Below are 25,811 nucleotides of genomic sequence, written 5' to 3'. Positions count from 1 at the left end.
GCCGGTGTTCTGCCGGTCAGCCGGTGTTCTGCAGGCCCGCTGCCACCCCGTTGACCGACAGCAGCAGGAGCGTGGACAGCCGCTCGCGCTCCTGCTCGGACGGGTTGCCGGTGCGCAGCGAGCGCAGGGCCCTGAGCTGGAGGTGCGACAGCGCGTCCACGTACGGGTCGCGGAGCTGGACGGCCCGCGAGAGCACCTTGCGGTTCTCCAGCAGCCGGGTGTGGCCCGTGACCCGCAGCACCAGCTCGCGGGTCCGGTCGTACTCCTCCAGCACCTGCCGGGCGAAGTCCTCCCTGCCGCCCAGAGCCAGGTAGCTCTCGGCGATCGAGCGGTCGGTCTTGGCCAGCGACATCTCGGCGTTGTCCAGCATCACGTTGAACAGCGGCCACTCCGCGTACGCCGCCCGCAGCTCGTCCAGGGAGCCGACCGAGGCCAGGCCGGTGCCCAGGCCGTACCAGCCGGGGAGGTTGACCCGCGTCTGCGCCCAGGCGAACACCCACGGGATGGCCCGCAGGTCGTCGAGCGAGCGCGGCGCGCCCAGACCGCGGCGCGCGGGACGCGAGCCGAGGCGCAGCGTGCCGATCTCCTCCAGCGGGCTGACCAGACCGAACCACTCGGGGAAGCCCGGCGCCTCGGTCAGCGCCCGGTAGGCCTGCTCGGAGGCCGTGGCCACCTGCCCGGCCAGGCCGCGGAAGCGCTCGGCGGCGGCCGCAGTGCGGGAGCCGACCGTGGGCGAGGAGGCCAGCAGCACGGCGTTGGCCACCTGCTCCAGGTGGCGGCGGGCGATGGCGATGTGGCCGTAGCGGGCGAAGATGACCTCGCCCTGCTCGGTGACCTTGAACCGGCCGGCGACCGAGCCGGGGGCCTGGGCCAGCACCGCGCGGTTGGCCGGGCCGCCGCCGCGGCCGAGCGCGCCGCCGCGGCCGTGGAACATGCGCAGCTTCACGTCGTGCTTCGCGGCCCAGGCGGTCAGCTCCTCCTGCGCCTCGTAGAGCCGCAGCGTGGCGGCGGCGGGGCCGAGCTCCTTGGCCGAGTCGGAGTAGCCGAGCATGATCTCCATGCGCCGGCCGGTGTCGGCCAGGCGCCGGCTCATCTGCGGGATCTCCAGCATGCCCGACAGCACGTCCGGCGAGTTGGCCAGGTCCTGGCCCGACTCGAACAGCGGCACCACGTCGAGCACGGGCGCGCGCTCGCCGAGCGCGAAGTCGGCCAGCTCGTAGACGGCCGCGATGTCGTCGGCCGAGCGGGTGAAGGAGACCACGTAGCGGGAGCAGGCCGTCACGCCGAACCGCTCCTGGATCCAGGCGATCACCCGGATCGTGGCCAGGACCTCCTCGGTGCGCTCGGACAGCTCGCCGCCGGCCCGCAGCTCCTCCAGCGCGGCCGCGTGCACTTGGGAGTGCTGGCGCACCTCCAGCTCGGCCAGGTGGAAGCCGAACGTCTCCACCTGCCACATGAGGTGCTGCAGCTCGCCGTACGCCTGCCGCGGCGAGGAGGCGGCCAGCGACTCCTGCGCCACGCTCAGGTCGGCGAGCAGCTCGGCGGGCGAGCGGTAGGCCAGGTCGAGGTCACGGCGGCGGGTGGCGGCGATGCGCGCGGCCACGAACAGCAGCCACTGCCGGTGCGGCTCGCGTGGCGAGCGGGTGGCCAGCTCGGAGACCACCTCGGGATTGGCGTCCACGGCCGCGGCCAGCGCCGACTTCAGCGCGGCCGAGCTGGGGGCGAACTGGGCCGAGGCGGTCAGCGTGCGGGCGATGCGCGTGCAGGCGGTCTCCAGCGCGGTCAGCACGTGCTCGGACTGGATCTGGATGGTCTCGCGGGTGACCTTGGAGGTGACGTTCGGGTTGCCGTCACGGTCGCCGCCGATCCAGCTGCCGTACCGGATGAAGGGCCTGGCCTGCGGCGGCCGGGTGCCGGTGCGGTCGTCGAGCGCCGCGTCGAGCGCGCGGTAGACCTGCGGCACCATGCGGAACAGCGTCTCGTCGAACGCGGCCATGGCCGTGCGGACCTCGTCGAGCGGGTCGAGCTTGGTGGAGCGGAGCTGGGCGGTGCGCCACAGCAGGTCGATCTCCTCCAGCAGGCGCCGCTTGCTTTCCGCGCGCTCGGAGGCGCCGCGGCCGGGCGTGTTGTATTCGGTGAGCTGGCCGCTGATCCGCTGGATGGCGGTGACCACCGCCCTCCTGCGCGCCTCCGTGGGGTGCGCGGTGAGCACGGGGTGCAGCTCCAGGCCCGCCAGCAGCTCGGTGACACGGTCGTGCCCGAGATCGTGTACGGCCTGGGCCAGCGACTCCCGCTGGACCCACCCCCCTGCGTCCCGCTCCCTGAGCGTGCGGATGCGGTAGTGCTCCTCGGCCAAGTTCGCCAGGTGGAAATAGCATGTGAACGCGCGGGCGATCTCCACCAGGCGTTCGATCTCCCACTCGGAGACCATGGCGGTGATCTCGTCAGCCGAGATCTCACCCCTGCGCGCTGCGATGACGGCCTTGCGCAGCCGTTCGACGTCTGCCAGCAGGTCTTCACCGCCCTGCTCGGCGAGCACCTGCCCGAGCAGCTTGCCGAGCAGGCGCACGTCGTGGCGCAACTCGTCCGGCATCTCTACGGCGGCGCTACGACGTTCGAGCCCCTGGTCAATCATTCTTCGACGATATCGAGTCGATTCCCGAGCCCGTAGCCCGGTCTCACCAATTGGACTAGACCACTGCGTCGATCGAGGTCACGCCGCTTTGGAGACCGCTCCCAGCAGGTCGGGGAGTCGGGCGTAGCCGATCTTGGCGGCCAGGCGGCGGCCGAGCACTTCGGCCAGCAGCCCGTAGAACGGCGCCAGCAGGCACACCCAGTACAGCCCGAACATGAGCGGCACCACGAACGGCAGCGACAGCAGCGCGATGCCGAGGGTGGCGCCCAGGGCCGAGGCGAACGCCTGCCCGCCCTGTCCGGGGACGGCGCCGCTGAAGGCGTTCATCCGCTCAGGCACGGAGTACGGGACGATCACGCTGGTCATCGAGCCGACGCCGAGCCCGATGCCGAGCGCGCCCCAGCCGGCCAGTATGCCGGGCACGATCGTCTCGGGATGGCCGGCGAACAGGCCGGCGCCGGTGGCGATCGCGGCGAGCAGCGGCAGCGCGATCACCGCGTTGGCCAGGTGGCGTCCGGCCAGATCGGTGCGCAGGCCGTGCTCGGAGCCGAAGGCGACGGCGTTCATCCACAGCGAGCGGCCGTCGATCCCGAACGCGTTGCCCGACTGGAGCGCGATCATCAGCGCCCCGATCGTGGTCAGGAAGATCGGCAGCCCGGGCCCCGGCCCGCCCTCCGACTGCCCGCTCATCGAGAACGCCAGCACGGCCGTGACCGCGATGGCGCTGAACCAGCCCACGCGGAACCTCGGCTCGCGCCTGATGTACTTCAGCTCCTTCGTGACCACCGCCGCCAGCGGCCCGTCCGGCAGGAACCTGTCGACCAGACCGCTCCCCCTGCGCACGGAGGCCGCCTGGCTGGAGGCGTCGGGCGTGACCAGGGCCCGGTTCAGGGCCTTGATCCACAGCCAGGCCAGCGCCACGACCAGCAGCGCCACGACCGCCAGCTCGGCCAGCCCGACCAGGCCGCCGTCCGCGATGGCGTGCGCCGTCATGCCGGGCGGGGTCCACCTGAGCGCCCCGGCCATCTGGTGCAGCATCGCCGTCGGGTCGCTGAAGCCGCGGTTCATCAGCAGGTTGGGCAGCTGGGCGAGCACGACCACGAACACGGCGGCCACGGCCAGCACGTCGCGGCCGCGCCGGGTGCGCAGTGCGCCGGACAGCGCCGTGGTGATCAGCCTCGACGTGACCACGCAGAGCGCGAACTGCAGCAGCACCGCGAGCACCCCGAGCAGCACGCCGCCCGGGCTCGTCGCCAGCGCCACCAGGGCGCCGGACGTGACGATCAGCATCGCCGCCGGCCAGACGCCGGTCACGGACGCGGTGAACATGCCGACCGCCATCGTGCGCGTGCGCAGCGGGAACAGCGACAGCCGCGCCGGATCCAGCGTGTCGTCGAGCCCGAACGCGAGCAGCGGCACGATCATCCAGCCGACCAGGAAGAACGTGAAGGAGACGATCACCAGCGAGGTCGCGATGTCGGCGGGCGCGAGCCGCAGCAGGCTCATCAGGAAGAAGCCGAGCGCGGCCAGGCCGGTCGCCATGAGCAGGGTGAAGATGAAGCCCAGCTTGCGCTGGAGGTCACCGCGCAGATTGCCCGCGAGCAGGCGCAGCTTGAGCTGCGCGAAGAGCACGACCGTGCTCACTGGTGCTCCCCGGGCTTGGCGCCGAGCCAGGTCAGGCCCGCCTCGCCGTTGTCGCGCGGGCCGCCGACCAGCTCCAGGAACGCCTGGTTGAGGCTGCGCCCGCCGCGTACGTCCGCCAGCGCGCCCTGCGCCACGATGTGGCCCGCGCTCATCACCGACACCCAGTCGCACAGCCGCTCGACCAGGTCCATGACGTGGCTGGAGAAGATGACGGTGGAGCCGGAGGCGGTGAAGCGCTGGAGCACCTCGGTGAGGGTGTTGGCGCTGACCGGGTCGACGCCTTCGAACGGCTCGTCGAGAAAGAGCACGGAGGGGTTGTGCAGCAGCGCCGCGGCCAGGCCGATCTTCTTGCGCATGCCGGTGGAGTAGTCGACGACCAGCTTGTCCGCGGCGTCGGCCAGGTCCATGACGGCCAGCAGCTCGCCGGCGCGCTGCTCCACGTCCGCCTTGGGGATGCCGCGCAGCCGGCCGTTGTAGATCAGCAGCTCGCGGCCGGACAGCCGCTCGAACAGGCGCAGGCCCTCAGGTAACACGCCGATGCGGGCCTTGACCTCGACGGGGTCGCGCCAGACGTGGAACCCGTCGACCTCGGCCGTGCCCCCGTCGGGCCTGAGCAGCCCGGTGATCATGCTGAGTGTGGTGGTCTTTCCTGCGCCGTTGGGGCCGACCAGCCCGGCGAAACTCCCTGCGGGGACGACGAGATCGACCCCCGCGACCGCGATCTGCTGGCCGTAACGTTTGAACAGGCCCTCGGTGCGAACCGCATCCGTCATAGAACCACTTTAGGAGGACGGGTTAGCCTAGCGCGCATGAGTACAGCGGCTGAGTCGATACCGGAAAAGCCGGATATTCACACACCGGATATTCACACCACGGCAGGCAAGATCGCCGACCTGGAACGGCGCCTCGACGAGGCCGTTCACGCGGGCTCCGCGGCTGCGGTCGAGAAGCAGCACGCCAAGGGCAAGATGACCGCCAGGGAGCGGGTGCTGGCGCTGCTCGACGAGGACTCGTTCGTCGAGTTCGACGAGTTCGCCAGGCATCGGTCCTCGATGTTCGGGCTGGAGAAGCGGCGGCCGTACGGCGACGGCGTCATCACCGGCTACGGCACGGTGGACGGCCGGCAGGTGTGCGTGTTCTCGCAGGACGTGACCGTCTTCGGCGGCTCGCTCGGCGAGGTGTACGGCGAGAAGATCGTCAAGGTGCTCGACATGGCGGTCAAGACCGGCTGCCCGATCATCGGCATCAACGAGGGCGGCGGCGCGCGCATCCAGGAGGGCGTGGTGGCCCTCGGCCTCTACGCGGAGATCTTCAAGCGCAACGTGCACGCCTCCGGCGTCATCCCGCAGATCTCGCTCATCATGGGCGCCGCGGCCGGCGGTCACGTCTACTCCCCCGCGCTGACCGACTTCGTGGTGATGGTGGACCAGACGTCGCAGATGTTCATCACCGGCCCGGACGTGATCAAGACGGTGACGGGCGAGGAGGTCACGTTCGAAGAGCTCGGCGGGGCCCACACGCACAACACCAAGTCGGGCGTGGCCCACTACCAGGCCGCCGACGAGGACGACGCGCTGGAGTACGTCAAGGCGCTGCTGTCCTTCCTGCCCTCCAACAACCTGGACGAGGCGCCGATCTTCGACTCGGCGACCGACCTGGAGCCGGACACGGAGCTCGACGAGCTGATCCCCGACTCGGCGAACCAGCCGTACGACATGCACCGGGTGATCGAGCACGTGCTGGACGACGGGGAGTTCCTGGAGGTCCACGCCCTGTTCGCGCCGAACATCGTGGTCGGGTACGGCCGCGTCGACGGCCAGTCGGTCGGGATCGTGGCCAACCAGCCCATGCATTTCGCCGGATGTCTGGATATCAACGCATCCGAGAAGGCCGCCAGATTTATTCGAACATGTGATGCTTTTAATATTCCGATCCTGACTTTTGTAGATGTACCGGGTTTCCTGCCCGGGACCGATCAGGAATGGAACGGAATCATCCGTCGCGGCGCCAAGCTCCTCTACGCCTACGCCGAGGCCACCGTGCCGCTGATCACGGTCATCACCCGCAAGGCGTACGGCGGCGCGTACGACGTCATGGGATCCAAGCACCTCGGCGCGGACGTGAACCTGGCCTGGCCCACCGCGCAGATCGCGGTCATGGGCGCGCAGGGCGCGGTCAACATCCTCTACCGGCGCGAGCTGGCCGCCTCGGACGATCCCGAGGCCGAGCGGGCCAGGCTCGTCACCGAGTACGAGGACACGCTGGCCAATCCGTATATCGCGGCGGAGCGCGGCTACGTGGACGCGGTGATTCGGCCAGCCGAAACTCGGAGTCAAGTCGTCAAGGCACTGCGGGCCCTGCGCAACAAGCGGGCGACGCTGCCGCCGAAGAAACATGGGAACATCCCGCTATGACGGCTCACCTGCGAATTGTGCGCGGCGACGCCACGCCCGAGGAGATCGCCGCTATCGTTGCCGTACTCGCCGCACTGGGGAGCTCGCCCACCGAACCGGAGACTCGTCGCGTACCGAGAAGACAAACGTGGCGAAACCCGGCTAGAGGTATGCGTAACCCTGTCGTCCCAGGGAAGTCGGCATGGCGGATGAGCGCTCTACCCTAGATAGATCCCGGGAATCGGGTGTCAAGTTCCCCGGGAGTTGGGACTATCTAGAGAAAGTAGGCGTATATAGTCAGCCGATCAACTAACACCGCGGCCTGGAGGACGACATGGCCATCCCAGACCTCATGCCGCATCCTGTGGCAGCCAAGTACGCCGTCCTAGTGGATGTCGGTTATCTGTACGCTGCGGCAGGTGAAGTGCTGCTCGGCGCGAAGGAGCGCAAGGAATATCGGGTGGCCGCCGATGAGCTCATCCAGAGTCTACAGAAACATGCAGAGGAACGTATTTCTGGCGAACTCCTGAGGATCTATTGGTATGACGCGGCCCGCGACCGCGTGCCGACCGTCGACCAGCGGGTCATCGCCCAGCTTCCCTGGGTCAAGGTGCGGCTTGGCAACCTGAACGCCCGTGGCCAGCAGAAGGGCGTGGACGCGCAGATCAGGAGCGATCTGGAGGCGCTGGCCAGGCACCACGCGGTGACCGACACGATCCTGCTGGCGGGCGATGAGGACATGGTTCCGGCGGTCGAGGCGGCGCAGGCGTACGGCGTGCGCATCCACCTTTGGGGCGTCGAGCCTCCTTACGGCACCAACCAGGCCGAACGCCTGGTCTGGGAGTCCGACACCGTGGAAGTGATCTCTGCTGATTTCCTGAGGCCCTTTTTCAGCCGTGCTCCCCAGCCCGTTCCGGTCACTCCACCCGCCGCCGCTCCCTCGCCCGCCCAGGTGTTCGCCGGGCGCGCGCCGGTCAAGCCGCACGCCAAGCCGGGCCAGGTGGCCAAGCTCGGGCCGAGCCGCCCGCGCGTGGAGGACGTCGGCGAGCACGTGGCGCAGAAGTGGATACTCACTCGCGGCCGCGACAACATCAGGGACCTGCTTCCCGGCCCGATACTGCCGACCGTGATCGACACCGAGCTGCTCATCGAGGCGGAGAAGGAGCTCGGGCACTCGCTGCGGCCCTACCCGGAGGCCCGGGTGTGGCTGCGCGACGGCTTCTGGGCGCGCGTCTACCGGGAGTTCGACCTGGGGGTCGGGGTCTCGTCGAAGTAGCGCCCGGACCCCGGGCCGGCGCCGTCGGGGCGGCAGGACCTGCCGCCCCGCACGACAGACCGGCCCGCATACGGCTGCCCCGCACGACAGACCGGCCCGCGTACCCCCCACCGCCGGCGTTCCATGTCCGATTTACGCCAGTTACCACCTCTGACCTGCTGACCTGCTGGATGACGTTGGGGTCCGATTTCCGCCAGTCAGTACCCCGGGCGAGCGCATAATCTCGGAGTCATGTCGCCACTCGAGCTCGACTTCGACTCCTGCTACCGGGCCGTCTCCGCCAGAGACTCCCGGTTCGACGGGCGCTTCTACACGGCGGTGACGACCACCCGTATCTACTGCCGCCCGATCTGCCCGGCTCGCACGCCCTCGTCGCGGAACGTGCGCTTCTACCGGCACGCCGCGTCGGCGGAGGCCGCCGGGTTCCGCCCGTGCAAGCGCTGCCGTCCCGAGCTGTCCCCCGGCGATCCCGGGTGGGACCTGCGCGGCGACCTCATCGGCCGGGCACTGCGGCTGATCGACGACGGCGCGGCCGACGAGCAGGGCGTCGCCGGGCTGGCCACCCGGCTGCACATCACCGAGCGCCACCTGCACCGGCTGTTCGTGGCGGAGCTGGGCGTCGGGCCGCTGGCGGTGGCGCGTACCAAGAGGTTGCTGCTGGCCAAGCAGCTGCTGACGGAGACCAGGCTGCCGGTCACGGAGGTCGCGTTCGCGGCCGGGTTCGGGAGCGTGCGGCAGTTCAACGCGACGATGCGCGAGACGTACGGCTTCACGCCCAGCGAACTGCGCGCCACGGCGGGCCGTCCGGCCGCCACGCAGCAGGCCGTGGAGGTGGCGGCGGGGCCCGCTTCGCTGCGGCTGCGGCTGCACCGGCGGGAGCCGTACGACGTCGAAGGGGTTTTCGCCTTCCTCACCTCCCGGGCGATCCCGGGACTGGAGGTGGCGGACCGGACGTCGTACGCCAGAGGCGTGCCAGGCGGGACGATCACCCTCACCCCGCAACGCGACCACATCGCCCTGGACGTGGCCGTGGACGACACGCGGCAGCTCGCCCGCGTCGTGGCCCGCTGCCGCCGCCTGCTCGACCTCGACGCCGACCCGGACGCGATCTCGGAGATCCTCGGCCAGACCTCGCTCGGCCCCCTGGTCGCGGCGCGGCCCGGGCTGCGGGTGCCGGGCGCGTTCGACGGCTTCGAGCTGGCCGTGCGCGCCGTCGTCGGGCAGCAGATCTCGGTGGCGGGCGCCCGTACGCTACTGGGCCGGATCGTCGCCAGGGCCGCCGCACCCGAGAGTCTCTTCCCCACCCCCGGCCATCTGCTGGAGACCGACCTCACGGGCCTGGGCCTGACGAACCGCAGGATCGCCACGCTCAAGGACCTGGCCGCCCGCCTGGCGGAGGGCCACATCGACCTGGACGGCGGCCAGGATCCCGCGGAGGCGGTGGCCGGGCTGCTCGAAGTTCCCGGCATCGGCCCGTGGACCGCCAGCTACATCGCGCTGCGCGCGCTGCGCGACCCCGATGCCTGGCCCACGGGCGACCTCGTGCTCAAGAAGCGCATGGCCGCCCTGGGCATCCCCGACGACCACATCGAGCGGTGGCGCCCGTGGCGGGCGTACGCCGCGCTGCACCTCTGGAGTGCCTCATGATCACTGCCCAGCTCGTACCGACTCCCGTCGGGCCCCTGGCCCTGCTGACCCGCGAGGGCGTGCTCGTCGCGGCCGGATTCACCGCCGAGCCCAAGGAGATGTTCGTCCGCCTGACGCCCGCCCTGCAGTCGGAGGGCCTGGACGTGGTGTCCGACCTCGGGGCGCCGGCGGAGGCCGTCCGCGCGTATCTGGCCGGGGACCTGTTCGCGCTGGACGCCGTCCCGGTCGCCCAGCCCGGCACGGCCACGCGCAAGCGGCTGCACCAGGCGCTGCGCGAGGTCGAGGCGGGGACGACCGTCTCGTACGCGGAGCTGGCCGTACGCGCGGGGCTGCCGAAGACGGCCGCCCGCGCGGCGGGGTCGGCCTGCGCCCAGAACCTCATCGCGCCGTTCGTCCCCTGCCACCGGGTGCTGCCCAGCGGCGGGGGATATGGCGGGTACTACTACGGCGTACCCATCAAGGAGTGGCTCCTCCACCACGAAGCCGGACAAAAATAAAACTGAACGTAATGACTCGACAGCGTTCGGTAATGTTTCGACATGCCCACGCTGGAGCACGAGCTCCTCCTTGAGCTGGTTCAACACCGCCCGTCTCTGGTCGCAACGCTGCTGGCCGAGACGGGCGTCACGGTCCCGGCCTTCAAGGAAGCTCGCTCGCCTGGAGAGTTGCGATGTCAGCTTCTCGGCCGTAAACGTAAACGACCGAGCTTGCAGCTCCTCGCCGTCGATGGCCTCGACGGTCCGGTCCGCGTCAGGCAGCGTGACTCACTGCCCAGCCCGTGACACCGCGTGAGGCGATGTTGCGGGCCGCGTTGACGTCGGCGTGCTCAGCGAAGCCGCACGACGTACAGGCGAAGGTTTCCTGGTCGGGCCGGTTGCGCTTGTCCACATGCCCGCAGTGTGAGCACTGCTGAGAGGTGTAGGACGGATCAACATAGATCACGGCGACCCCGGCCCGGCGGGCCTTGTAGGCGATGAAGCTCCCCAACTGGTGGAAGCTCCACGAATGCAGCGTGACCCGCTGGGGCTTGCGAAGCCGTACCCGCTCGCGGATGCCCTGGAGGTCTTCCAGGGCGATCCCTTGTCCGGTGCGTTCTGCCTCGGTCACGATCTGCTTGGCGATGACATGGTTGGTGTTGGCGGCGAACCGCGTCTCGGCCCGGCGACGCCTCTTCAGTAGCCGTTTGGCGGACTTGGTCTTCTTGGCCTGCAAGCGGCGGCGTAGTTCCCGGTGGCGGTGACGGACCGCGTTCAATCCTTTGCCGCTGTGTCGCGTCCCGGTGCCGGTGCCGGTGCCGGTGCTGCTGGTGGTGGCGATGTTGGCGATGCCCAGGTCCACCCCGACGAACCCGCCGGGGTGGTTGAGCGGGACCTCTGGCAGGTCGCAGGTGGCGATGAGGAACCACATGCCATCGCGGTGCATGAGATCGGATTCGCCCTTGCGGTGGGCCGCCAGGGTCTTCAGCTGGTCGGCCGAGGCGGTGAACGCCAGATTCTTCACCCGGCCGCGCACGGTCCAGATCGACACGGTCTGGGCGTCGATCTGCCGGGACAGGCAGCGATCATCGTAGGACTGCGCGGCCAGAGGGTGGAAGGTGATGGGTTTGGACTCGGCACGCAGTCGTCGCGGGGACCCTTGCTTGCCCAGGTTCCCGTTGCGGAGGTTGGCGTGCAGGGCGGTGTAGGCGTCGGCGACTTTCTTGATCACGTGCTGGGCGGCCTGGGCGGCGAGCCCATGGGCGGCCTTGATCTGCTCGTAGGTGTGCTTGCGCAGGTCGTAGTTGCGGAAGGTCCGCTGCTCGAACGCCAGCCGGGAGACCTGCCGGGCGGCGATGTTGACGGCGTACAGGGTCGCCTCCAGCGCCGCCGCCTGCTCGGGCGTCGGCAGGAGTTTCACCTGCACCACCAGCTTCACCTCGAACACACTATCATTTGGTCAATGTCACCGCGATGGGAACCCAACCCCGATATTCGGCGAGGCCGCAGCGTGGTCTACAGCCTGCATGCCCATTTGGTCTTTACGCCCAAGTACCGGCGCAAGGTGTTCACCGACGAGATCCTGAGCCGCTGCGAAGAGATCATGATCGAGGTGTGCGACAGCTTCGGCGCCACGCTGGTGGAGTTCAACGGCGAGCACGACCATGTTCACCTGCTGGTGCACTATCCGCCCAAGGTTGCGCTCTCGACGCTGGTCAACTCTCTCAAGGGCGTCTCGGCCCGGCTGCTGCGCAAGGAGTTCCCGGTTCACATCCGCAGGTATCTGTGGGGCGGCCATTTCTGGTCCCCCTCCTATTTCGCCGCGTCCTGTGGCGGCGCCCCCCTGGAGATCATCAAGGAGTACATCGAGAACCAGAAACGGCCGGACTGAGCCACTCGCACAGTCCAGCCGCCAGGGCACCGCTCGGGCCTGGCGGCCCTCCCCCGCTGTCGTTTCCTCCCGGGCGAAAACGCCCGAGGTTCCACACCAGATCGCGCTGAACGATCGCAACGTCACGGAGTATCGCGCGGACTCGGTGGTCCTCATGGTCAACGAGAAGCCGGTTTCGGCCGTCATACTGGAGGTACAACGGGAATACAAGGAAATCAAGCACTGGTCCTGGCCGGTCTATCTGGCAACACTCCGGGCACGCGTGAAGTGCCCCTGTCTCCTGCTCGTCTTCTGCCCTAGCGCGTCGGAGGCCCGCAAATGCGCCGAGCCCGTCGCAATGGGGCACCCCGGCTGGACGCTGCATCCGATCGTCCTGGGCCCGGATCAAGTGCCCTTGATCACCGACATCGCCCGGGCGATCGCCGACCCCGAGCTCACCGCCCTCTCCGCCGCCGTGCACGGCTCCGGAGAGCAGGGCCTGAAGGTTCTCCAGGTGCTGCACGATTCGCAGGCGCACCTGTCGGAGGAGCAGCGAAGCTATTCTGACCTGGTACTCGCATTGCTGCCGGAGTCCGTCGTCACCAAGTTCAGGGAGGTCTCGATGGCCGTTCTCGATGAGATCAAGCACCCGTGGGTCCGCGGCTGGATCGCCCACGGGGAGGCCAAAGGGGAGGCCAAAGGGGAGGCCAAAGGGGAAGCCCTGGCCATCATCCGATTCCTGAACACGCGTGGCGTCGCGGTCCCCCACGAAGCACAGGAACGCATCCTGGGATGCACCGACCAGTCGATCCTAATGTCCTGGATCGACAAGGCTGCCACCGCCGAGAGCGTAGACGAGTTGTTCGATTGAGCGGCGGGGACGGCACCCGTACCGGCAGCCGTCCCCGCCGCCGGGCTCAGGCCGGGACCAGGCGGCGGGCCTGGGCGCCTGCCGCTCCGGCCACCGCCAGGCCCGCCAGGCCCAGGACGGCGGCGGTCCAGGCGGGGGCCGTGTAGCCGAGCCCGGCGTCGATGGTGAGGCCCGCGGCGAACGAGCCGATCGCGTTCCCCAGGTTGAAGGCGCCGATGTTGGCCGCCGAGGCGAGCGTCGGCGCGCCGGCCGCGGCGTCCAGGACGCGGGTCTGCAGGGGCGGCACGGTGGCGAAGGCGGCCACGCCGAACAGCGTGATGGCCACCACGAACGCCACCTGATTCCCCGCCACCAGCGCCACCACCACGGCCAGCAGCGTGAGCAGCGCGACCGAGCCGTAGATGCTGGGCATGACCGCACGGTCCGCGAGCCGGCCGCCGATCAGGTTGCCCACCACGAGACCCACCCCGAACAGGGCCATGACCACCGGCACCGCCCCCGGCGAGAAGCCGCCCACGCCGGTCATGATGGGCGCGATGAACGTGATGACGGCGAAGACCGGGGCGAAGCCGAAGACGGTCATCGCCAGCGCCAGCCAGACCCCGGCCTTGCGGAACGTCGCCAGCTCCCGCAGGATGCCGCCACTCTCAGGGCGAGGCTGCCGCGGTACGAGGGCCAGCACGCCGGCCAGGCCCGCCACGCCGATGACCACCACCACCCAGAACGTGGCCCGCCAGCCGAACGCCTGACCGATCCAGGTCCCGAGCGGGACGCCCAGGACGTTCGCGAGCGTCAGGCCGGTGAACATCAACGCGATGGCGCTGGCCCGCTTCTGCGGCGCGACCAGGTCGGCGGCCACCACCGAGCCGACCCCGAAGTACGCGCCGTGCGCGAAGGCCGCCAGGACCCGGCCGACCATCAGCACCCCGTACGAGGGCGCCAGGGCCGACAGCAGGTTCCCCACGATGAACAGCACCATCAGCGACAGCAGCATGGTCTTGCGCGACAACCGCCCGCCGAACATGGTCAGCGGCGGCCCGCCGACGGCGACGCCCAGGGCGTATCCGGACACGAGCAGCCCCGCGGCCGGGATCGTCACGCTGAAGTCCGCGGCCAGCTCGGGCAGCAGCCCGTTGATGATGAACTCCGTGGTCCCGATGCCGAAGGCGCTGATCGCGAGGGCGAACAGGGCGAGAGGCATAGAATACTCCTCAGACGACGTTAGTGAGCGTGCGCATTATTTGCACACGCCGACTAACTGACCATACAAGCAAGTCGAGGAGGCCGCCAAATGCCCATAGCCGATGACGCCGTCGAAGCGCGCGCCCAGGGCTGGCGCACCCTCGCGGCGCTGCACGCCAAGATCGAGGAGCGGCTGGAGAAGGCGCTGCAGAAGGAGCACGAGCTCAGCGTGAGCGAATACACCGTGCTCGACGCGCTGGCCAGGCAGGACGGCTGGCACATGCGGATGCAGCAGCTCGCCCGCGCGGTCGTGCTGAGCCAGAGCGCCACGACGCGCCTGGTGACCAGGCTGGAGAACCGCGGGCTGCTCAGACGCTACCTGTGCGAGGACGACCGGCGGGGCATCTACTCCGAGGTCACGCCCGCCGGGCGCGAGCTGCTGGAGCAGGCGAGCCCGGTGCACGACGCCGTGCTGAAGGAGGTGCTGGCCGAGGCGGCGGAGCAGCCGGAGCTGGCCCCGCTCGCCGCGGTGATCGCCTAAGGCTTGACGTTGCTCTGGATCTCGCCGACCGGGACGTTCCTCGTGGCCTCCAGCTCGACCGGCGCGAGCTGGACCGGCACGACGTTGTCCTGCACTGCGACCGGCCAGACGGCCGACACGGTGAGCGGGTACGTCTCGCGCGGCTGGTCGATGGACGAGCGCAGGTAACGCACCCCGCACGTGAAGTCGCTGCCCTTGACGTACGGCTTGCCGCCGGCCCCGCAGCCCTCCTCGCGCGTCTCCGCCCGCTCCTTCGTGGTGCCGGGGTCGATCTTGACGCCCTGGAGCGTGGCGACCACGGTCACGCTCATGAAGCCGGGAACCTCAGCGGTGACCGAACGGGTCGTCTCGCCGATGCCCTCCAGCCAGACGTAGGTCGGCAGGTTCACGAAACTCTTGGCGTCGGGGTTCAGCTTGATCGTGTGCGTCGGGACGGTCATCGCGGCCCGGGCGAACTCGGCGAGCTGTTCGAGCGTGATGCCCAGTGGCGGCGAGGTGTTCGGCGGGACGAACAGGAACTGCTGCAGCTCTCCCCAGCAGGCGGCCCCGGCCGGATCGCCCTTGTTGTACGACGGCAGCCACCAGAGCCCCTTCTTCCCTCTTTGCTTCTCGAACTGCTTCAGGAAGTCCTCGAAGTGCGTGTCCTGGGCCACGGCGGTGTGCGACTGGTTGCGGGGATCGGTCTGGAACGCGTACATGTCGTCGGCGTTCAGGAACGGCTCGTACCAGCAGGGGCGTTTCATGCGGAAACCGTCGCCCTTGCCCCCCTTGGTGCCGCTGCCGAAGGCGCGGACGCTGTGCGGGCCGTTCACGAACGCCTTGACGGTCGCGCCCTCCTTCTCCACGCCGGCGCTACCGCCGGGATCACGCGTAGGGGTGGGGGCGAGCAGGAGGAGCCCCGTCGCCGCCAGTGCCAAAAGGGGTTTCATCAGCTACACCGTTCGGAGGATTCCAAGTAGGTTCTGATGCGCCACACCCCGTCTTCACCGCGATGCGCGACCACGGCCTTGGAGTAGGGGGTGCGGAGCCAGGTGGGTTGGCGCGCCACGGCCTTCCCGGTGGAGGTGGAGATCACCCTGATCCCCGTCTCGTCGATGCACGCGTTGATCTGCGCGCCCTTGCTCCTGCGGGCGAAGACCCGCAGGTTGTAGAGCCGTCCGACCCCGCGCCACGACTGGCCTTGCTCGACGAACCCGCGGATCCAGCCGTTCGACTGGTTCTCCGCCTCGATCTCCATGTTGCGGTTGTAGACGGTCGCCCCCTCGGCGATCGCCTTGCGGGTGCCGACGTACTGGTCGACCATGACCTTCAGCAACGGGTCCGGGTTCGCCGGCCACTCGATGCGCAGGCGCAGGTTCTCGCCGACCCGGATCGTCTGAGGACCGGACGGCAGGTCCTCGTCCTCGACGGGTTCGGCCTGGTCCGCGCTCTTCGATGGGCTCGACGCCGGGTCGTCCGCCGAGCTCCGCACCGGCGTGGACGCGCCCTTCGGCTCGTACGGCCGCTCGGCCTGGCCGCAGCCCGCCACGACCAGGAGCAGCCCCAGCGCTGTCGCCACTCGTCTCATGCCGTCGACTCCCTCACCACGTGGATGCGCCAGGTAGGCAGCAACTCCTCGATCAGCGCCTCGGTCTCGGGCGCCAGCCCCCCGCCGTACGGATGCGTGGCCGCCCTGCGGGTCAGGCCCTCCACAACGGCGCGCAGGCGCACGTCGTCCCCGGTCGCGTGCGTGGCCCGCAGCAGGTCGCGCCAGAGGCCCTCGTCGTCGGCCGCCAGCAGCAGCGCCGCGCGTACGGCGGCCACGGCGGCGTCCGGCTGGCCGTGCGCGAGCCTGATCTCGCCGAGCTGGTGCGCCACGTCGGCCACCGCGGCGGCCACGTCGTACTCCAGGTCGTCGGCCGCCAGCCAGGCGTACCGTCCCGGCGGGCGGCCGGTCAGCAGCGGGCCCCTGACCAGGCCGAGCGCCTTCTCCAGCAGCACGGCCCTGGCCGTCGGGTCGCCCTGCGAGCGGCGTACGAGCTCGCGGAACAGCGCCCAGTCCGTACGCACGTCGGGCCCCAGCCGCAGCCGGCCCGCCTCGTCCGTGCGCAGGTGCTCGGGCCCCAGCCATTCGGCGACCCTGGCGATCGTGGCGTCCCTGACCATGTCCTGCACGCCGCGCGGCCACAGCACCCCGCCGAGCACCACGGGATGCACGCCGCCCGGATGCGTGGCCAGATACACCAGCAGCTCGGTGGCCAGCGCCATCCGGCCCTCCTCCAGCGGGCGAAGGCCGGCGACCTCGATGGGGCCGAGCATCCTGATCTCGACGGCGGGCGGGTGGAGGCCCTCCAGCGGCTCTGCCTCCGGGATGGCCTCGCCGTCGAGCCGCCCGGCGGTGCGGAAGAGGTCGATGAGCGCCCGGTAGTGGCGTCTGGGCAGGAGCTGGGCCTCCACCTCGAAGCCCAGCTCGGCGATCCTGGCCCGGCCGTCTTCGCTGATCTCCAGGGTCCAGGTGGCGTGCGGGATCTCGCCTGTCACGACATATCCGGCGGTGTCCTTGCGGGCCAGCAGCGCCAGGCGGCGCGCCTCCTCGTGCGTGGGCGCCACCGCCGAGAGCAGGTAGTGGGCCGAGCGCGGGCTGCCGGTGACGCGACCGGTCAGCACCTCCCTGCGCGGGGCCGCCGTCGCCTCCAGCTCGGGCAGCACCTCGGCCAGGCTGCCCACCGCCCTGATCCGGTCGGGCGCGATCACGGTCAGCTCCTCGCCGAACCCGACGAGCGTGATGCGCATGCGGTCGGACCAGCGGTTGGTGGCCAGCTCGACGGCGATGGCGGCCAGGGCGGCGGTGGTCTGCGGGCCGCGTACGTTGATGAGGCCCTGTGCGGCCTCCAGGTCGATCAGCACCCGTCCGCTCGCGTCCGTGCCGATGGAGACCAGCCCCGGGTACGGTGCTCCGCCCGGCTGCGCGTGGCGCGGGCCGGTAGGGGGATCGCCGCCCCCCTCCGTGATCCGCCGCTCGGGCAGCAGGCGGCCCTCGTGCGCGGGCAGCCGCCAGACCTGGCCGCCGTCCTGGGCCGTCCACGGATCGGGCGGGTCGTCGTCCGGCGGATGGATCCACAGGTCGAGCGAGCGGGCCGACAGGTGCGCGCCGTACACGGTGGGCGGCGTCCGGTTCTGGGCGGCCAGCTCGGCGCCGAGCACTCTGAGCCCGAGGTCCAGGATGCGGGCGCCGGGGGCGTCACCGCCGAGCCTGAGCGCGACCTCGGCCTGGGCGGCGTCGTCGCGCGGGCGGACGATCCGGCGGCCGAACACCCGGCGCCAGAGCTGCTCGCGGCGCCGCCTGGCCAGCACGAGCAGCAGCCCGGCCGCGGCCAGCGAGGCCGGCGCGAGGTAGTCGAACAGGTCGGCCCGCTGGGCTTCCTGGATGATGGGCTCCTGGTCGGCCCGCTTCTCCTCCTGCGGCTGCTCGGGCAGGCGGTGCTTCGCCTCGCCCTTCTTCTGGGTCTCGGCCTTCTTGGGGGCCGTGTGCTCCTTGCCCGCGGAGTCGTGCGGAACGTGCGCCCTGCCGGGATGCTCGCGCAAGGTCTGCTCGCGCGGCTGGCCGGAGGGGACGATGTGGACGTTGCGCGCGTCGTCCGGCATGTCGAGCACCCAGCCGGGTCTGATCAGGTCGGCCATGCGCAGGCGGGTGCCGTCCGGCTGCTCCTTCGCCTGATTAAGCCGGTAAATTTCGGGATATCGGCGGCCGTCTCCCAGGCACTTCTCGGCGATCTCCCACAGGCTCTCGTGATGGCGCCCGTGCGGGGGCTGCACCACGTACACCTTCTTGGTCTTGTGCGTTTCGAGCGTCTGCTCGACGATCGGCGCCGAGTACGCGACCGCCGTCACGGGCGGCGCCGCGGGCGTGGGCGTCAGCTTGGCGATCGGCGCGACCATCGCCCCCGCCGTGAACAGCAGCAACACCGCCGAGACCAGCTTGTTGGCCAGCGCCTGGGTGCCCCCGGAGAGCGGTACGCGGGCGGGCATGCCGACCCGGCGGACCCCGGCGTACACCTCGACGAGCACGCACACGAACAGCTGGAACCAGGCCAGCCACACGAGCAGCACCAGCAGGGCCAGCATCGTGCTCGGCCCGACGTTGCTGGTGATCAGATCGAGCCTGAGCAGCTCGGAGGAGAGCGGCGGCCCGACGAACGTCAGCAGCGCGTACGGCACGCCGCCGATGAGCCCCACCAGGACGACCAGCGACGCCAGCCCGGCCAGCACGTCACCGGTCGTGCGCCGGGCCGGTGTGCGCGCGGGCACGTGACGTCCGTGCGGGCGCGCGGGCTCTCGCGTCGGCATCGCCTCTCCCTTCTCCGATCCAGCGTGGTGTCTCGTGCGTCCCGCATCCATCGAGTGGTGGGATTCGGTCTATCTCGCTTCGGGCGCGGCGCTCGCCTCGCCGGTCATCTCGGAGCCAGGGAACCCGATCGCGCTCAGGAAGAACGCCTCCCACCGCACCGTGACGGTCACCGTCACCTGCGCCTGGCCCTGGCCGACGGCGCACTCTCCCCTGCTCACGTCATCGCCGCCCTGCGCCTGGACGATCTCGTCGGCCCTGGCGCACACCTGATCGTCGCCGAGCAGCCGGGTCTGCCCCGTCGCGCGGAGGTGGTCGACGTCGATCTGGTCGGCACCCGCCCGCGCGGCCTGCTCGGCCACGTCCGCGGCGCGCAGCCGGGCGTTGATCGCCGAGCCCCCGTCCACCAGCAGCCCGGCCAGCAGGAACACGACCACGGAGAACAGCACGGTGAACACCGACATGGACCCCCGCTCGCCGGCCCTCATTCGATTCTCCTGAACTGCTCGATCGGCACGACCGCCGTGCCGGTCATCCGCTTCGTGCCGCCGAACCCGAGGAAGCCCAGGTCCAGCTCGCAGGTGACCTCGGCGTGGATCTGGCCGCCCTGCTCGTAGTCGGACTGGTCCAGGGAGACCGACGGGGACTGGCAGTGGCCCTCCAGCGCGCCCGTGGCGATGGTCTCGGCCGCGGCCTCGGCGTCGTCGAGCGAGCGTTGCACCGACGCGGCGCGGGCGGCGTCCCGGGCCGCCCCGTTGACCCGCCCCTGCGACTCGACGATCACTCCCGCACCGGCGAGGAACATCAGGAACAGCAGGAAGACCGGGGCCAGCAGCACCGTCTCCACGGCCATCGAGCCCCGCTCGGCCTCGCTCATTCGCAGTCCTCCCCTCCGTTGTCGGGGCGGAAGCACTCGACGGGCCCGCCCGCGGTGGCGCTGACCGTGAACGTGAGCGCCGGCAGCAGGGGGATGACCTGTACGGCGCTGCCGGTCACGGTGACGAAGCGCTCGTCCGGCTCCTTCTCGGACGTCGTGGCGGTCGCGTCGGCGAGCAGCCGCGGGCCGATGGCGCGGACGATCTCGGTGGCCTTCGCGGTGGCCTCGCCCTCCCAGCCACCCGAGTCGAACGCGGCCGCCCTGGCCACGCGCGCGCCCTCCTGCGCCGCCGCCTCCGCGACCTGGCGGCCGTGGAACCAGAGCGCCACCTGCACGATGAGCAGCGAGACGGCGAGGATGACCGGCATGAGCAGGGCCAGCTCGATCACCGTCACGCCGCGCTCGCCCTCTTTCGGCCGGCCGCGCACCCGACGGGGCCGATCAGGGCTCGGTGCCGGCATCGCCGCCGCCGTTGAAGCCTCCGGTGATCTCTTCCTGTTTCTGCTCGACCAGCGTCTTGATCAGGGTGGCCAGGCCGAGCGCGACGCCGGCGATGATGGCGGTGATGATCACCCATTCGACGGCGGAGGCGCCCCTGGTGGGCGCGGTACGGGCGCGGTGGACGCGCACGCTCAGGTAGGCGGTGAGGTAAATGATCCAGGGATGGTTCATCAGGCACCCAACATCTTCATAGCGGCGGGGAAACTGAGAAAGATCACGAATCCGGCACAGAGGAGGAGCTGGGCCACGAGCATCGACTGTGACCGCTCGCCCGCCCGCCCCTCGATCTCCGCCAGCTCGCGGCGGCGCAACGTGGCGGCTCTGGCCGTCAGCGAGGCGCGTACTTTGGCGCCGTCGTCGGCCACCAGGCCGAGCGCGGCGGACAGGTCGCGCAGCTCATCGACGTTGATCTCCTCGCCGAGCTGGCCGAGCGCCTGCCATGGGGTGATGCCGACGATCCTGGCGCCGCGCAGCGCGTCGCGGATGCGGCCCATCGCCCAGTTGGGCTGCTCGCCGCTCACAGAGACGGCCATCATCAGGGCCTCGGGCACGCCGCGTCCGCCGGCCAGGTTCATGGAGACGAGGTCGAGGAACGCGCCCACGACATGCCTGAAGTCGCGCCGCCTGGCCGCGGCCTCCTTCTTCACCTGCAGATCGGGCAGGAAGAAGAACAGCAGCGCCGAGAGCACCGCGGCCCAGAACGGGATGGCGAGCGAGGTGCCCCACTCCATGAGCACCAGCCAGCCCAGCAGCAGCGGGAAGGCGAGCAGGCCGCTGGCGGCCAGCAGCACCTTGGTCGCGAGGAACGCCTCGAACGAGCGGCCGACGAGCGCCAGGTCCGCTTTGACGGATCTGACCTCCCAGCCGCGGGCGCCGTACACGCGGGCCAGGCGGACGCCGAGACTGCGGCGGAACGCGCTGACCTCCTCTTCCGGCAGCAGGAGCTGGATGCGGGGCGCGCCCGCGTCCTCGCGCACGGAGTCGAGCGCGAGCAGCCGCGCCACCAGCCCCGGGCGGGCCGGGAAGAGCGCCTTCAGCAGTACGAGCAGACCGAGCCCCAGAACGGCGCCGGCCAGCGCGCCCTCAACCATCGCCGCCTCCTCCCATGAGCAGCCGCGTCGGCTTGTCGAACCTGGCCAGCCGCCGCATCCAGGCGAACCCCGCGCCGAACAGCCCGGCCACGACCACCAGGACGGCCTGGCCGAGCACGGAGCCGTATTCCTTGACGTAGTCGGGGTTGAACACGACGAGGATCGCGGCGAAGGCCAGCGCGGTGCCCACGACGATCTGGACGCTGCGCCTGGTGGCGCGGCGTTCCGCCTCGACGCGGCGGCGCATGTCGAGCTCCTCGCGGGCGGAGACGGCCAGCGCGCCCAGCACGTCGCGCAGCCCGGGGCCGCGCAGCCTGGAGTTGAGTATCAGCGCGGCGATGACCAGGTCGGCCGAGGGGTCGTCGAGCTCGTCGGCGAACAGCGCGAGCGCCTCGGGCAGCGCCATCCTGGTGTGCAGCCGGTCGATCATGGCGCGGAGGTGGGGTCTGAGCATGGGGGCGGCGGCCCTGATGGAGGACGGGATGGCCTGTTCGAGGCCGGCCGCGCCGGCGATCGTGTCGCGCAGCGACTCCGTCCAGGCCGCGAGCCCTTCGAGCCGGTGCATCGCCGCGCGTTCCTCGCCCGCGCCGCCCGACAGCCCGCGCCAGGCGAACACGAGCAGCACCGTCCCCACCGCCATGACCGGCCAGCCGGTCACGATCAGCACCATGGTGGCGGTCACCGCGGCTATCGCGGTGCGCGTGGTCAGCATCTTGACCAGGTTGCGCTTGGGCTTGGACGGGCGGGGGCGCAGGCCGTACAGGGCCATGCAGAACAGGAACAGGCCGCCGCCGGCCAGGGCTCCCGCCAGCATCGCCAGCGGGTCGAAGGTGAGCGGCATCCGTCACCAGCCTCCCGGGTTGTAGCCGTGGGCGGCGAGCTCTTCGAGGCAGGAGACCGGCGCGTGCGGGACGGCCGTGCCGTCGGGACCCGGCGTGAACACCTCGCTCGACAGGACGCGGCCGTCGCAGCCGTTGACCTCGCGGATGCTGGAGACGTAGCGGCGCAGGGTGCCGCCGACGTGATAGTCGTTGCGCTTCTCGATGAAGACGACGAAGTCGATGGCGCCCGCGATGAGCATGTGGGTGGCGTCGATGGGCAGGCGCTCGTTGGCCTGCAGGGCGTAGGTGGAGATGCGGTTGAAGACCTCCATGCTGGAGTTGGCGTGGATGGTCGACAGGGAGCCGTCGTTGCCCTGGGTCATCGCGTTGAGCATGGTGACGATCTCGTCGCCGAGCACCTCGCCGACGATGACGCGGCTGGGGTTCATCCTGAGCGAGCGTCTGACCAGCTCGGCCATGGAGATCTCGCCCTGGCCCTCGGAGTTGGGCAGGCGCTGCTCGAAGGCGACCACGTTGGGGTGGAGCTCGGGGAACTGGTCGAGGCCGAGCTCCAAGGCGCGTTCGACGGTGATGAGGCGCTCGCTGGGCGCGATCTCGTTGGCCAGGGCCCTGAGCAGGGTGGTCTTGCCGGCGTTGGTGGATCCGGCGATCATGAGATTCTTGCGGGCGGCGACGGCCGCGCTCAAGAACCGCCCAATGTCCGGACTTATCGTGCCGTTGCCCACTAGATCGGACATGAAGACCTTGCCGAGGCGGGCACGGCGGATCGAGACGGCCGGCCTGACCGTGACGTCCATGACGGCGCTCAGCCGGGACCCGTCGGGCAGGCGCAGGTCGAGCTGGGGGTTCGCGGTGTCGAACGGCCGGCTCGACAGCCCCGAGTACGCCGCCAGGATCTGGATCAGCTCGATCAGCTCGTCGTCGGAATCGGCGACCGGGTCCTGCATGACCTCCTGGCCGTCGGCGTAGCTCACGAAGACCTTGTCGCAGCCGTTGATGTCGATGTTCTCGACCTCGGTGTCGTCGAGCAGCGGCTGGAGGCGGCCCACGCCGAACAGCGCGGCGTGGATCCCGGCCGCGAGCGCCTCCTCCTCCTCGACCGTGGGCGGGGTACGGCCGAGGCCGATCTCGCTGCGGGCGTGGTCCTCCAGCACCTGGGAGATCAGCGCCCTGGCGAACTGGCGCTCGTCCTCCCCCGTCATCGCGGGCAGGCCGTTGGCCTGGTCGAGGCGGCGCTGGTGGGCCAGGCGGTCGCCGACGTCCTGGCGGAAGCGCTTGACGAGCGAGTGGTCGATCATCGGTGACTCACCAGCCTCGCCGCCAGGTCTCGCGCCGTACGGATGAGGAGCGAGCGGTCCAGGCGTCCGCCCCACTGGCCGCGCAGGAGCTCGGCGCCCTTGATGTCGCACGCGAGCCCGTGCACGAACTGGACGCTCGGGCCGACGATCCTGCGTACATCGTCGATCGAGGCGCGGTAGTTGCGCGGGTCGGCGATCACGACGACGCCGTGCGCCTTGGTGATCTGGAGGCGTTCGCGAAGGTGGGCGACGTGGTCGAGGGTCGCCCTGGTGAGCAGCACGACCTGCTCGGCCTCCGCGATCAGGTCACCGAGCTGCGGGTGCGCGCCGAGCCGGCCGCAGTCGGCGATCACGTCCGCGTTCGGGATCGCGGCCAGCGCCCTGCCCAGCGGGCCCCACATCCACGTGAGCCCGGCGGCCTGCTCGCCGTGGGTGAGCCCGGCCAGCACGTCGAGCCCGCCGATGATCTTCTGCGTGTGCTGGTGGATCTGCGCGGGCTCCAGGCCGCGCCGGGCCGTGGCGCCGAGGGTGAGCAGGCCCTTGCCCGGGTTGAGCACGCCCCCGCCGGGGGCGGGCAGCCGGTAGGCCAGGTCGCCGCCCGCCGGGTCGCATTCGGCCAGCAGCACGGGCCGCGGCCAGACCGCGGCCAGGGCCGTCGCCGCGGTGGTCACGCCCGGCGCGCCCTTGTCGGCGGCCAGTACGATCAGCGCCACGTCAGCGTGCCCCCGGAAGCTCGGCCACCGCGATTTCTCCGCTGGAGGCGAAGGCCACTATTTCCGGCGAGGCCGACGAATCCACGATCACCGTGATCTGGCCGGAATTTCCCGTTCTGGAGCCGCTGCCCACGGCGAACACGAGCGCACTCTCCGCGAGCACGCGGCTTTGCCCCTGGCTCGACCGGGTCGGTACGAATATCACCTGTACGCGGTCCCCCTTTTCCACGCCTGCGGGCATTTGGCCCGCCTTGAGCGAGAGTCCGACGGTGGCCTTTCCCGGACCCAGTTCTTTGCTGGCCGCCACGCCCATCTCACTCGTCAGGAGCGTGCCGGGGAGGATGGTGACGGCCGCGAAGCTGCTGAGCACCCGCCCGCGCTGGGACCAGCTCACGTATTCGATGCCGGCGCCGGCGATCTTGACCTCTTCCAGCACGTCCTCGGTGAACTTCTGACCCGCGCCGACCTGCTGGGTGATGCGGATGGCGGAGACGCGGTCGCCGCTGCGCAGCACGAGCAGGGTCGTGGCCAGGGCGCCGCCGAGTATGAGCAGGACCGCGAGCGCGGCGAGGGCCGGCTTGCGCTCTCGGGGTGGCACGGGGAGTTTGCGCGAGGCCGGGCCGGACAACCCCGCCGCCGCGTTGGCGGCAGGCTTTTCACTGGTCCTCATGGGTGGGGGGCTCCCATTGTGAATTGGGGAATTCCCGCCATTATGTGCGGTTGATCGGGGCGGCGGTGGCGGAATGCGAGGACCCATGCTCGTTTCGCAGGTGGCAGGATGTCAACTGGAAATAATCGATGCTTATTGTTTCTACCAAGTTGACGGAACCCGCCTTTTCCGGCTAGTCGCCACTTTATTCACATGAGTCACTCTAATTACGATCTTGTGGTCATTTATGCCACCAAATCCCTCCAGCCTGGTCCGGGGCGTGCGCCGGGTTGTCCACAGGCAGCCGGAGCCCCAACCCTCCGTCGTCCACAGCGGCGGCTTGCCATGCCATTGCCGTCATCCCACGGGCCTAGCCTCGCTTCGGGCGCTACCTTGGGCGGCCCGAGGTCGAGCTAGGAGACTGCACCATGCGGATCATGCTCACCGTGCTCGGCGGGCAGGGCAGCCGTGACGTCGTGATCGACGGTGACGACGGCGCCACAGTGGCGGCGGTGGGCGAGGCGCTCAGCGATCGCGGGCCGTTGGCCAAGGTCGTCCGGCTGCCCAGGGCACGTGCGCCCTACGGTCTGTCGGCCGCCGACGTGCCCTTCGACGAGCCGCCCGCGCCCCGCGTGCCCCGTCCGCGCAGGCCCGAACGCACCGGCATGGGGCAGGGCCCCGCTGACGACCCCACCGGCCGCAACGGCACTTTCAGCCCCCGGCCCGGAGCCGGGCCCCGCGAGGGCAATGGCGGCGGTCCCGGCGGCCGTCACGGCAGGTCCGTCGGCGGGTCTGGTGGCGGGTCTGGTGGCGGGCTTCGGAGGGATCTCGCGGGGATGCTGTGGCGTAACGGGCGGCCGCTCGATCCGCGGGCCCGCGCCGCGACCGTGCTGCGCGACGGCGACATCGTCACGCTCGACCCCCAGCTCGCCCGCGCCACCCTCATAGAGGAGCCGGGCGGGGTGGCGGAGGTGCGGGTGG

26 protein-coding genes and 1 pseudogene are annotated in these 25,811 nt (G+C 70.4%); 10 read left to right on the top strand and 17 right to left on the bottom strand.

The window, feature by feature from the left end:
- Positions 1 to 16: 16 nt before the first annotated feature.
- From ETD85_RS19510 to ETD85_RS19500, 3 genes are all read right to left on the bottom strand, one after another.
- The gene (locus ETD85_RS19510; RefSeq protein WP_138691168.1) at positions 17 to 2,635 is read right to left on the bottom strand and encodes a phosphoenolpyruvate carboxylase; all 2,619 of its coding nucleotides are present in this window, start codon (positions 2,633 to 2,635) and stop codon (positions 17 to 19) included.
- A 78-nt stretch (positions 2,636 to 2,713) separates the two neighbouring features.
- The gene (locus tag ETD85_RS19505; RefSeq protein WP_138691167.1) at positions 2,714 to 4,279 is read right to left on the bottom strand and encodes a hypothetical protein; all 1,566 of its coding nucleotides are present in this window, start codon (positions 4,277 to 4,279) and stop codon (positions 2,714 to 2,716) included.
- On the bottom strand, positions 4,276 to 5,052 hold the full coding sequence (locus ETD85_RS19500; protein WP_138691166.1) for an ABC transporter ATP-binding protein: 777 nt from the start codon (positions 5,050 to 5,052) through the stop codon (positions 4,276 to 4,278). Before ETD85_RS19500 ends, ETD85_RS19505 begins: the two co-directional genes overlap by 4 nt.
- A gap of 36 nt (positions 5,053 to 5,088) precedes the next feature.
- Between ETD85_RS19500 and ETD85_RS19495 the strand changes: the two genes are divergently transcribed.
- From ETD85_RS19495 to ETD85_RS19470, 6 genes are all read left to right on the top strand, one after another.
- A complete protein-coding gene (locus tag ETD85_RS19495; RefSeq protein ID WP_138691165.1) occupies positions 5,089 to 6,693 on the top strand; it encodes an acyl-CoA carboxylase subunit beta in 1,605 nt (534 codons plus the stop codon).
- Entirely contained in the window at positions 6,690 to 6,899 is a 210-nt protein-coding gene (locus ETD85_RS19490) for an acyl-CoA carboxylase subunit epsilon (protein ID WP_138691164.1), read from the top strand. Before ETD85_RS19495 ends, ETD85_RS19490 begins: the two co-directional genes overlap by 4 nt.
- Before the next feature lie 107 nt (positions 6,900 to 7,006).
- A complete protein-coding gene (locus tag ETD85_RS19485; protein ID WP_125632505.1) occupies positions 7,007 to 7,948 on the top strand; it encodes an NYN domain-containing protein in 942 nt (313 codons plus the stop codon).
- A 231-nt stretch (positions 7,949 to 8,179) separates the two neighbouring features.
- Entirely contained in the window at positions 8,180 to 9,595 is a 1,416-nt protein-coding gene (locus tag ETD85_RS19480; RefSeq protein WP_138691163.1) for an AlkA N-terminal domain-containing protein, read from the top strand.
- Positions 9,592 to 10,092, top strand: coding sequence for a methylated-DNA--[protein]-cysteine S-methyltransferase (locus ETD85_RS19475; protein ID WP_138691162.1), 501 nt, complete (start codon positions 9,592 to 9,594; stop codon positions 10,090 to 10,092). The genes ETD85_RS19480 and ETD85_RS19475 overlap by 4 nt, the downstream gene beginning before the upstream one ends.
- A 42-nt stretch (positions 10,093 to 10,134) precedes the next feature.
- Positions 10,135 to 10,377, top strand: coding sequence for a hypothetical protein (locus tag ETD85_RS19470; RefSeq protein WP_138691161.1), 243 nt, complete (start codon positions 10,135 to 10,137; stop codon positions 10,375 to 10,377).
- Here the strand turns inward: ETD85_RS19470 and ETD85_RS19465 are convergent.
- A complete protein-coding gene (locus ETD85_RS19465) occupies positions 10,346 to 11,509 on the bottom strand; it encodes an RNA-guided endonuclease InsQ/TnpB family protein (RefSeq protein ID WP_240779249.1) in 1,164 nt (387 codons plus the stop codon). The two genes, ETD85_RS19470 and ETD85_RS19465, sit on opposite strands and share 32 nt — an antisense overlap.
- A gap of 24 nt (positions 11,510 to 11,533) precedes the next feature.
- On the opposite strand from ETD85_RS19465, the gene tnpA reads away from it, so the two are divergent.
- Entirely contained in the window at positions 11,534 to 11,962 is a 429-nt protein-coding gene (gene tnpA, locus ETD85_RS19460; protein ID WP_138691159.1) for an IS200/IS605 family transposase, read from the top strand.
- A 154-nt stretch (positions 11,963 to 12,116) separates the two neighbouring features.
- Positions 12,117 to 12,812, top strand: a complete 696-nt coding sequence (locus ETD85_RS19455; protein WP_138691158.1) for a hypothetical protein — start codon at positions 12,117 to 12,119, stop codon at positions 12,810 to 12,812.
- A 46-nt stretch (positions 12,813 to 12,858) separates the two neighbouring features.
- On the opposite strand, the gene ETD85_RS19450 is transcribed toward ETD85_RS19455, so the two are convergent.
- The gene (locus ETD85_RS19450) at positions 12,859 to 14,013 is read right to left on the bottom strand and encodes an MFS transporter (RefSeq protein ID WP_138691157.1); all 1,155 of its coding nucleotides are present in this window, start codon (positions 14,011 to 14,013) and stop codon (positions 12,859 to 12,861) included.
- A gap of 90 nt (positions 14,014 to 14,103) precedes the next feature.
- Here ETD85_RS19450 and ETD85_RS19445 point away from each other — a divergent pair, with 90 nt between their 5' ends.
- Positions 14,104 to 14,535, top strand: a complete 432-nt coding sequence (locus ETD85_RS19445) for a MarR family winged helix-turn-helix transcriptional regulator (RefSeq protein WP_138691156.1) — start codon at positions 14,104 to 14,106, stop codon at positions 14,533 to 14,535.
- Here the strand turns inward: ETD85_RS19445 and ETD85_RS19440 are convergent.
- The 12 genes from ETD85_RS19440 to ETD85_RS19385 form a co-directional block, all read right to left on the bottom strand.
- Positions 14,532 to 15,464 carry a hypothetical protein gene (locus ETD85_RS19440; protein WP_138691155.1) on the bottom strand — a complete coding sequence of 311 codons (933 nt, stop codon included), beginning with the start codon at positions 15,462 to 15,464 and terminating at the stop codon, positions 14,532 to 14,534. The two genes, ETD85_RS19445 and ETD85_RS19440, sit on opposite strands and share 4 nt — an antisense overlap.
- Complete coding sequence (locus ETD85_RS19435; RefSeq protein WP_138691154.1) at positions 15,464 to 16,102, bottom strand: hypothetical protein; 639 nt, start codon at positions 16,100 to 16,102, stop codon at positions 15,464 to 15,466. Before ETD85_RS19435 ends, ETD85_RS19440 begins: the two co-directional genes overlap by 1 nt.
- Positions 16,099 to 18,861 carry an AfsR/SARP family transcriptional regulator gene (locus ETD85_RS19430; RefSeq protein ID WP_240779248.1) on the bottom strand — a complete coding sequence of 921 codons (2,763 nt, stop codon included), beginning with the start codon at positions 18,859 to 18,861 and terminating at the stop codon, positions 16,099 to 16,101. The genes ETD85_RS19435 and ETD85_RS19430 overlap by 4 nt, the downstream gene beginning before the upstream one ends.
- Positions 18,862 to 18,930: 69 nt before the next feature.
- A complete protein-coding gene (locus ETD85_RS19425; protein ID WP_240779247.1) occupies positions 18,931 to 19,347 on the bottom strand; it encodes a TadE/TadG family type IV pilus assembly protein in 417 nt (138 codons plus the stop codon).
- Positions 19,344 to 19,736 (bottom strand): TadE family protein, encoded by a 393-nt coding sequence (locus ETD85_RS19420; RefSeq protein ID WP_138691153.1) that lies wholly within the window; start codon positions 19,734 to 19,736, stop codon positions 19,344 to 19,346. Before ETD85_RS19420 ends, ETD85_RS19425 begins: the two co-directional genes overlap by 4 nt.
- The gene (locus ETD85_RS19415; RefSeq protein ID WP_240779246.1) at positions 19,733 to 20,131 is read right to left on the bottom strand and encodes a TadE family protein; all 399 of its coding nucleotides are present in this window, start codon (positions 20,129 to 20,131) and stop codon (positions 19,733 to 19,735) included. Before ETD85_RS19415 ends, ETD85_RS19420 begins: the two co-directional genes overlap by 4 nt.
- Positions 20,132 to 20,177: 46 nt before the next feature.
- On the bottom strand, positions 20,178 to 20,408 hold the full coding sequence (locus ETD85_RS19410; RefSeq protein ID WP_138691151.1) for a hypothetical protein: 231 nt from the start codon (positions 20,406 to 20,408) through the stop codon (positions 20,178 to 20,180).
- Positions 20,408 to 21,328, bottom strand: a complete 921-nt coding sequence (locus tag ETD85_RS19405) for a type II secretion system F family protein (RefSeq protein WP_138691150.1) — start codon at positions 21,326 to 21,328, stop codon at positions 20,408 to 20,410. Before ETD85_RS19405 ends, ETD85_RS19410 begins: the two co-directional genes overlap by 1 nt.
- A complete protein-coding gene (locus ETD85_RS19400; protein ID WP_138691149.1) occupies positions 21,321 to 22,169 on the bottom strand; it encodes a type II secretion system F family protein in 849 nt (282 codons plus the stop codon). The genes ETD85_RS19405 and ETD85_RS19400 overlap by 8 nt, the downstream gene beginning before the upstream one ends.
- 3 nt (positions 22,170 to 22,172) lie before the next feature.
- Positions 22,173 to 23,468: a TadA family conjugal transfer-associated ATPase gene (locus ETD85_RS19395; protein WP_138691148.1), complete on the bottom strand. Its 1,296-nt coding sequence runs from the start codon at positions 23,466 to 23,468 to the stop codon at positions 22,173 to 22,175.
- The gene (locus ETD85_RS19390; RefSeq protein ID WP_138691147.1) at positions 23,465 to 24,181 is read right to left on the bottom strand and encodes a hypothetical protein; all 717 of its coding nucleotides are present in this window, start codon (positions 24,179 to 24,181) and stop codon (positions 23,465 to 23,467) included. The genes ETD85_RS19395 and ETD85_RS19390 overlap by 4 nt, the downstream gene beginning before the upstream one ends.
- Position 24,182: 1 nt before the next feature.
- A complete protein-coding gene (locus ETD85_RS19385) occupies positions 24,183 to 24,851 on the bottom strand; it encodes a hypothetical protein (protein WP_138691146.1) in 669 nt (222 codons plus the stop codon).
- A 407-nt stretch (positions 24,852 to 25,258) separates the two neighbouring features.
- Here ETD85_RS19385 and ETD85_RS19380 point away from each other — a divergent pair.
- Positions 25,259 to 25,811: pseudogene (locus ETD85_RS19380) on the top strand (hypothetical protein); the annotation flags it as partial.

This window comes from Nonomuraea zeae, assembly GCF_005889725.1.
Classification (GTDB): Bacteria; Actinomycetota; Actinomycetes; order Streptosporangiales; family Streptosporangiaceae; genus Nonomuraea; species Nonomuraea zeae.
The sequence above is the reverse complement of the archived record's forward strand: the minus strand, read 5'-3'. Positions and strand labels throughout refer to the sequence as shown.

Bases quoted from the DNA above. Each gene is read 5' to 3' on its own strand.
- ETD85_RS19510 (WP_138691168.1), bottom strand. From the start codon at position 2,635: ATGATTGACCAGGGGCTCGAACGTCGTAGCGCCGCCGTAGAGATGCCG.
- ETD85_RS19500 (WP_138691166.1), bottom strand. From the start codon at position 5,052: ATGACGGATGCGGTTCGCACCGAGGGCCTGTTCAAACGTTACGGCCAG.
- ETD85_RS19495 (WP_138691165.1), top strand. From the start codon at position 5,089: ATGAGTACAGCGGCTGAGTCGATACCGGAAAAGCCGGATATTCACACA.
- ETD85_RS19490 (WP_138691164.1), top strand. From the start codon at position 6,690: ATGACGGCTCACCTGCGAATTGTGCGCGGCGACGCCACGCCCGAGGAG.
- ETD85_RS19485 (WP_125632505.1), top strand. From the start codon at position 7,007: ATGGCCATCCCAGACCTCATGCCGCATCCTGTGGCAGCCAAGTACGCC.
- ETD85_RS19480 (WP_138691163.1), top strand. From the start codon at position 8,180: ATGTCGCCACTCGAGCTCGACTTCGACTCCTGCTACCGGGCCGTCTCC.
- ETD85_RS19475 (WP_138691162.1), top strand. From the start codon at position 9,592: ATGATCACTGCCCAGCTCGTACCGACTCCCGTCGGGCCCCTGGCCCTG.
- ETD85_RS19470 (WP_138691161.1), top strand. From the start codon at position 10,135: ATGCCCACGCTGGAGCACGAGCTCCTCCTTGAGCTGGTTCAACACCGC.
- tnpA (WP_138691159.1), top strand. From the start codon at position 11,534: ATGTCACCGCGATGGGAACCCAACCCCGATATTCGGCGAGGCCGCAGC.
- ETD85_RS19455 (WP_138691158.1), top strand. From the start codon at position 12,117: ATGGTCAACGAGAAGCCGGTTTCGGCCGTCATACTGGAGGTACAACGG.
- ETD85_RS19450 (WP_138691157.1), bottom strand. From the start codon at position 14,013: ATGCCTCTCGCCCTGTTCGCCCTCGCGATCAGCGCCTTCGGCATCGGG.
- ETD85_RS19445 (WP_138691156.1), top strand. From the start codon at position 14,104: ATGCCCATAGCCGATGACGCCGTCGAAGCGCGCGCCCAGGGCTGGCGC.
- ETD85_RS19440 (WP_138691155.1), bottom strand. From the start codon at position 15,464: ATGAAACCCCTTTTGGCACTGGCGGCGACGGGGCTCCTCCTGCTCGCC.
- ETD85_RS19435 (WP_138691154.1), bottom strand. From the start codon at position 16,102: ATGAGACGAGTGGCGACAGCGCTGGGGCTGCTCCTGGTCGTGGCGGGC.
- ETD85_RS19430 (WP_240779248.1), bottom strand. From the start codon at position 18,861: ATGCCGACGCGAGAGCCCGCGCGCCCGCACGGACGTCACGTGCCCGCG.
- ETD85_RS19425 (WP_240779247.1), bottom strand. From the start codon at position 19,347: ATGAGGGCCGGCGAGCGGGGGTCCATGTCGGTGTTCACCGTGCTGTTC.
- ETD85_RS19420 (WP_138691153.1), bottom strand. From the start codon at position 19,736: ATGAGCGAGGCCGAGCGGGGCTCGATGGCCGTGGAGACGGTGCTGCTG.
- ETD85_RS19410 (WP_138691151.1), bottom strand. From the start codon at position 20,408: ATGAACCATCCCTGGATCATTTACCTCACCGCCTACCTGAGCGTGCGC.
- ETD85_RS19405 (WP_138691150.1), bottom strand. From the start codon at position 21,328: ATGGTTGAGGGCGCGCTGGCCGGCGCCGTTCTGGGGCTCGGTCTGCTC.
- ETD85_RS19400 (WP_138691149.1), bottom strand. From the start codon at position 22,169: ATGCCGCTCACCTTCGACCCGCTGGCGATGCTGGCGGGAGCCCTGGCC.
- ETD85_RS19395 (WP_138691148.1), bottom strand. From the start codon at position 23,468: ATGATCGACCACTCGCTCGTCAAGCGCTTCCGCCAGGACGTCGGCGAC.
- ETD85_RS19385 (WP_138691146.1), bottom strand. From the start codon at position 24,851: ATGAGGACCAGTGAAAAGCCTGCCGCCAACGCGGCGGCGGGGTTGTCC.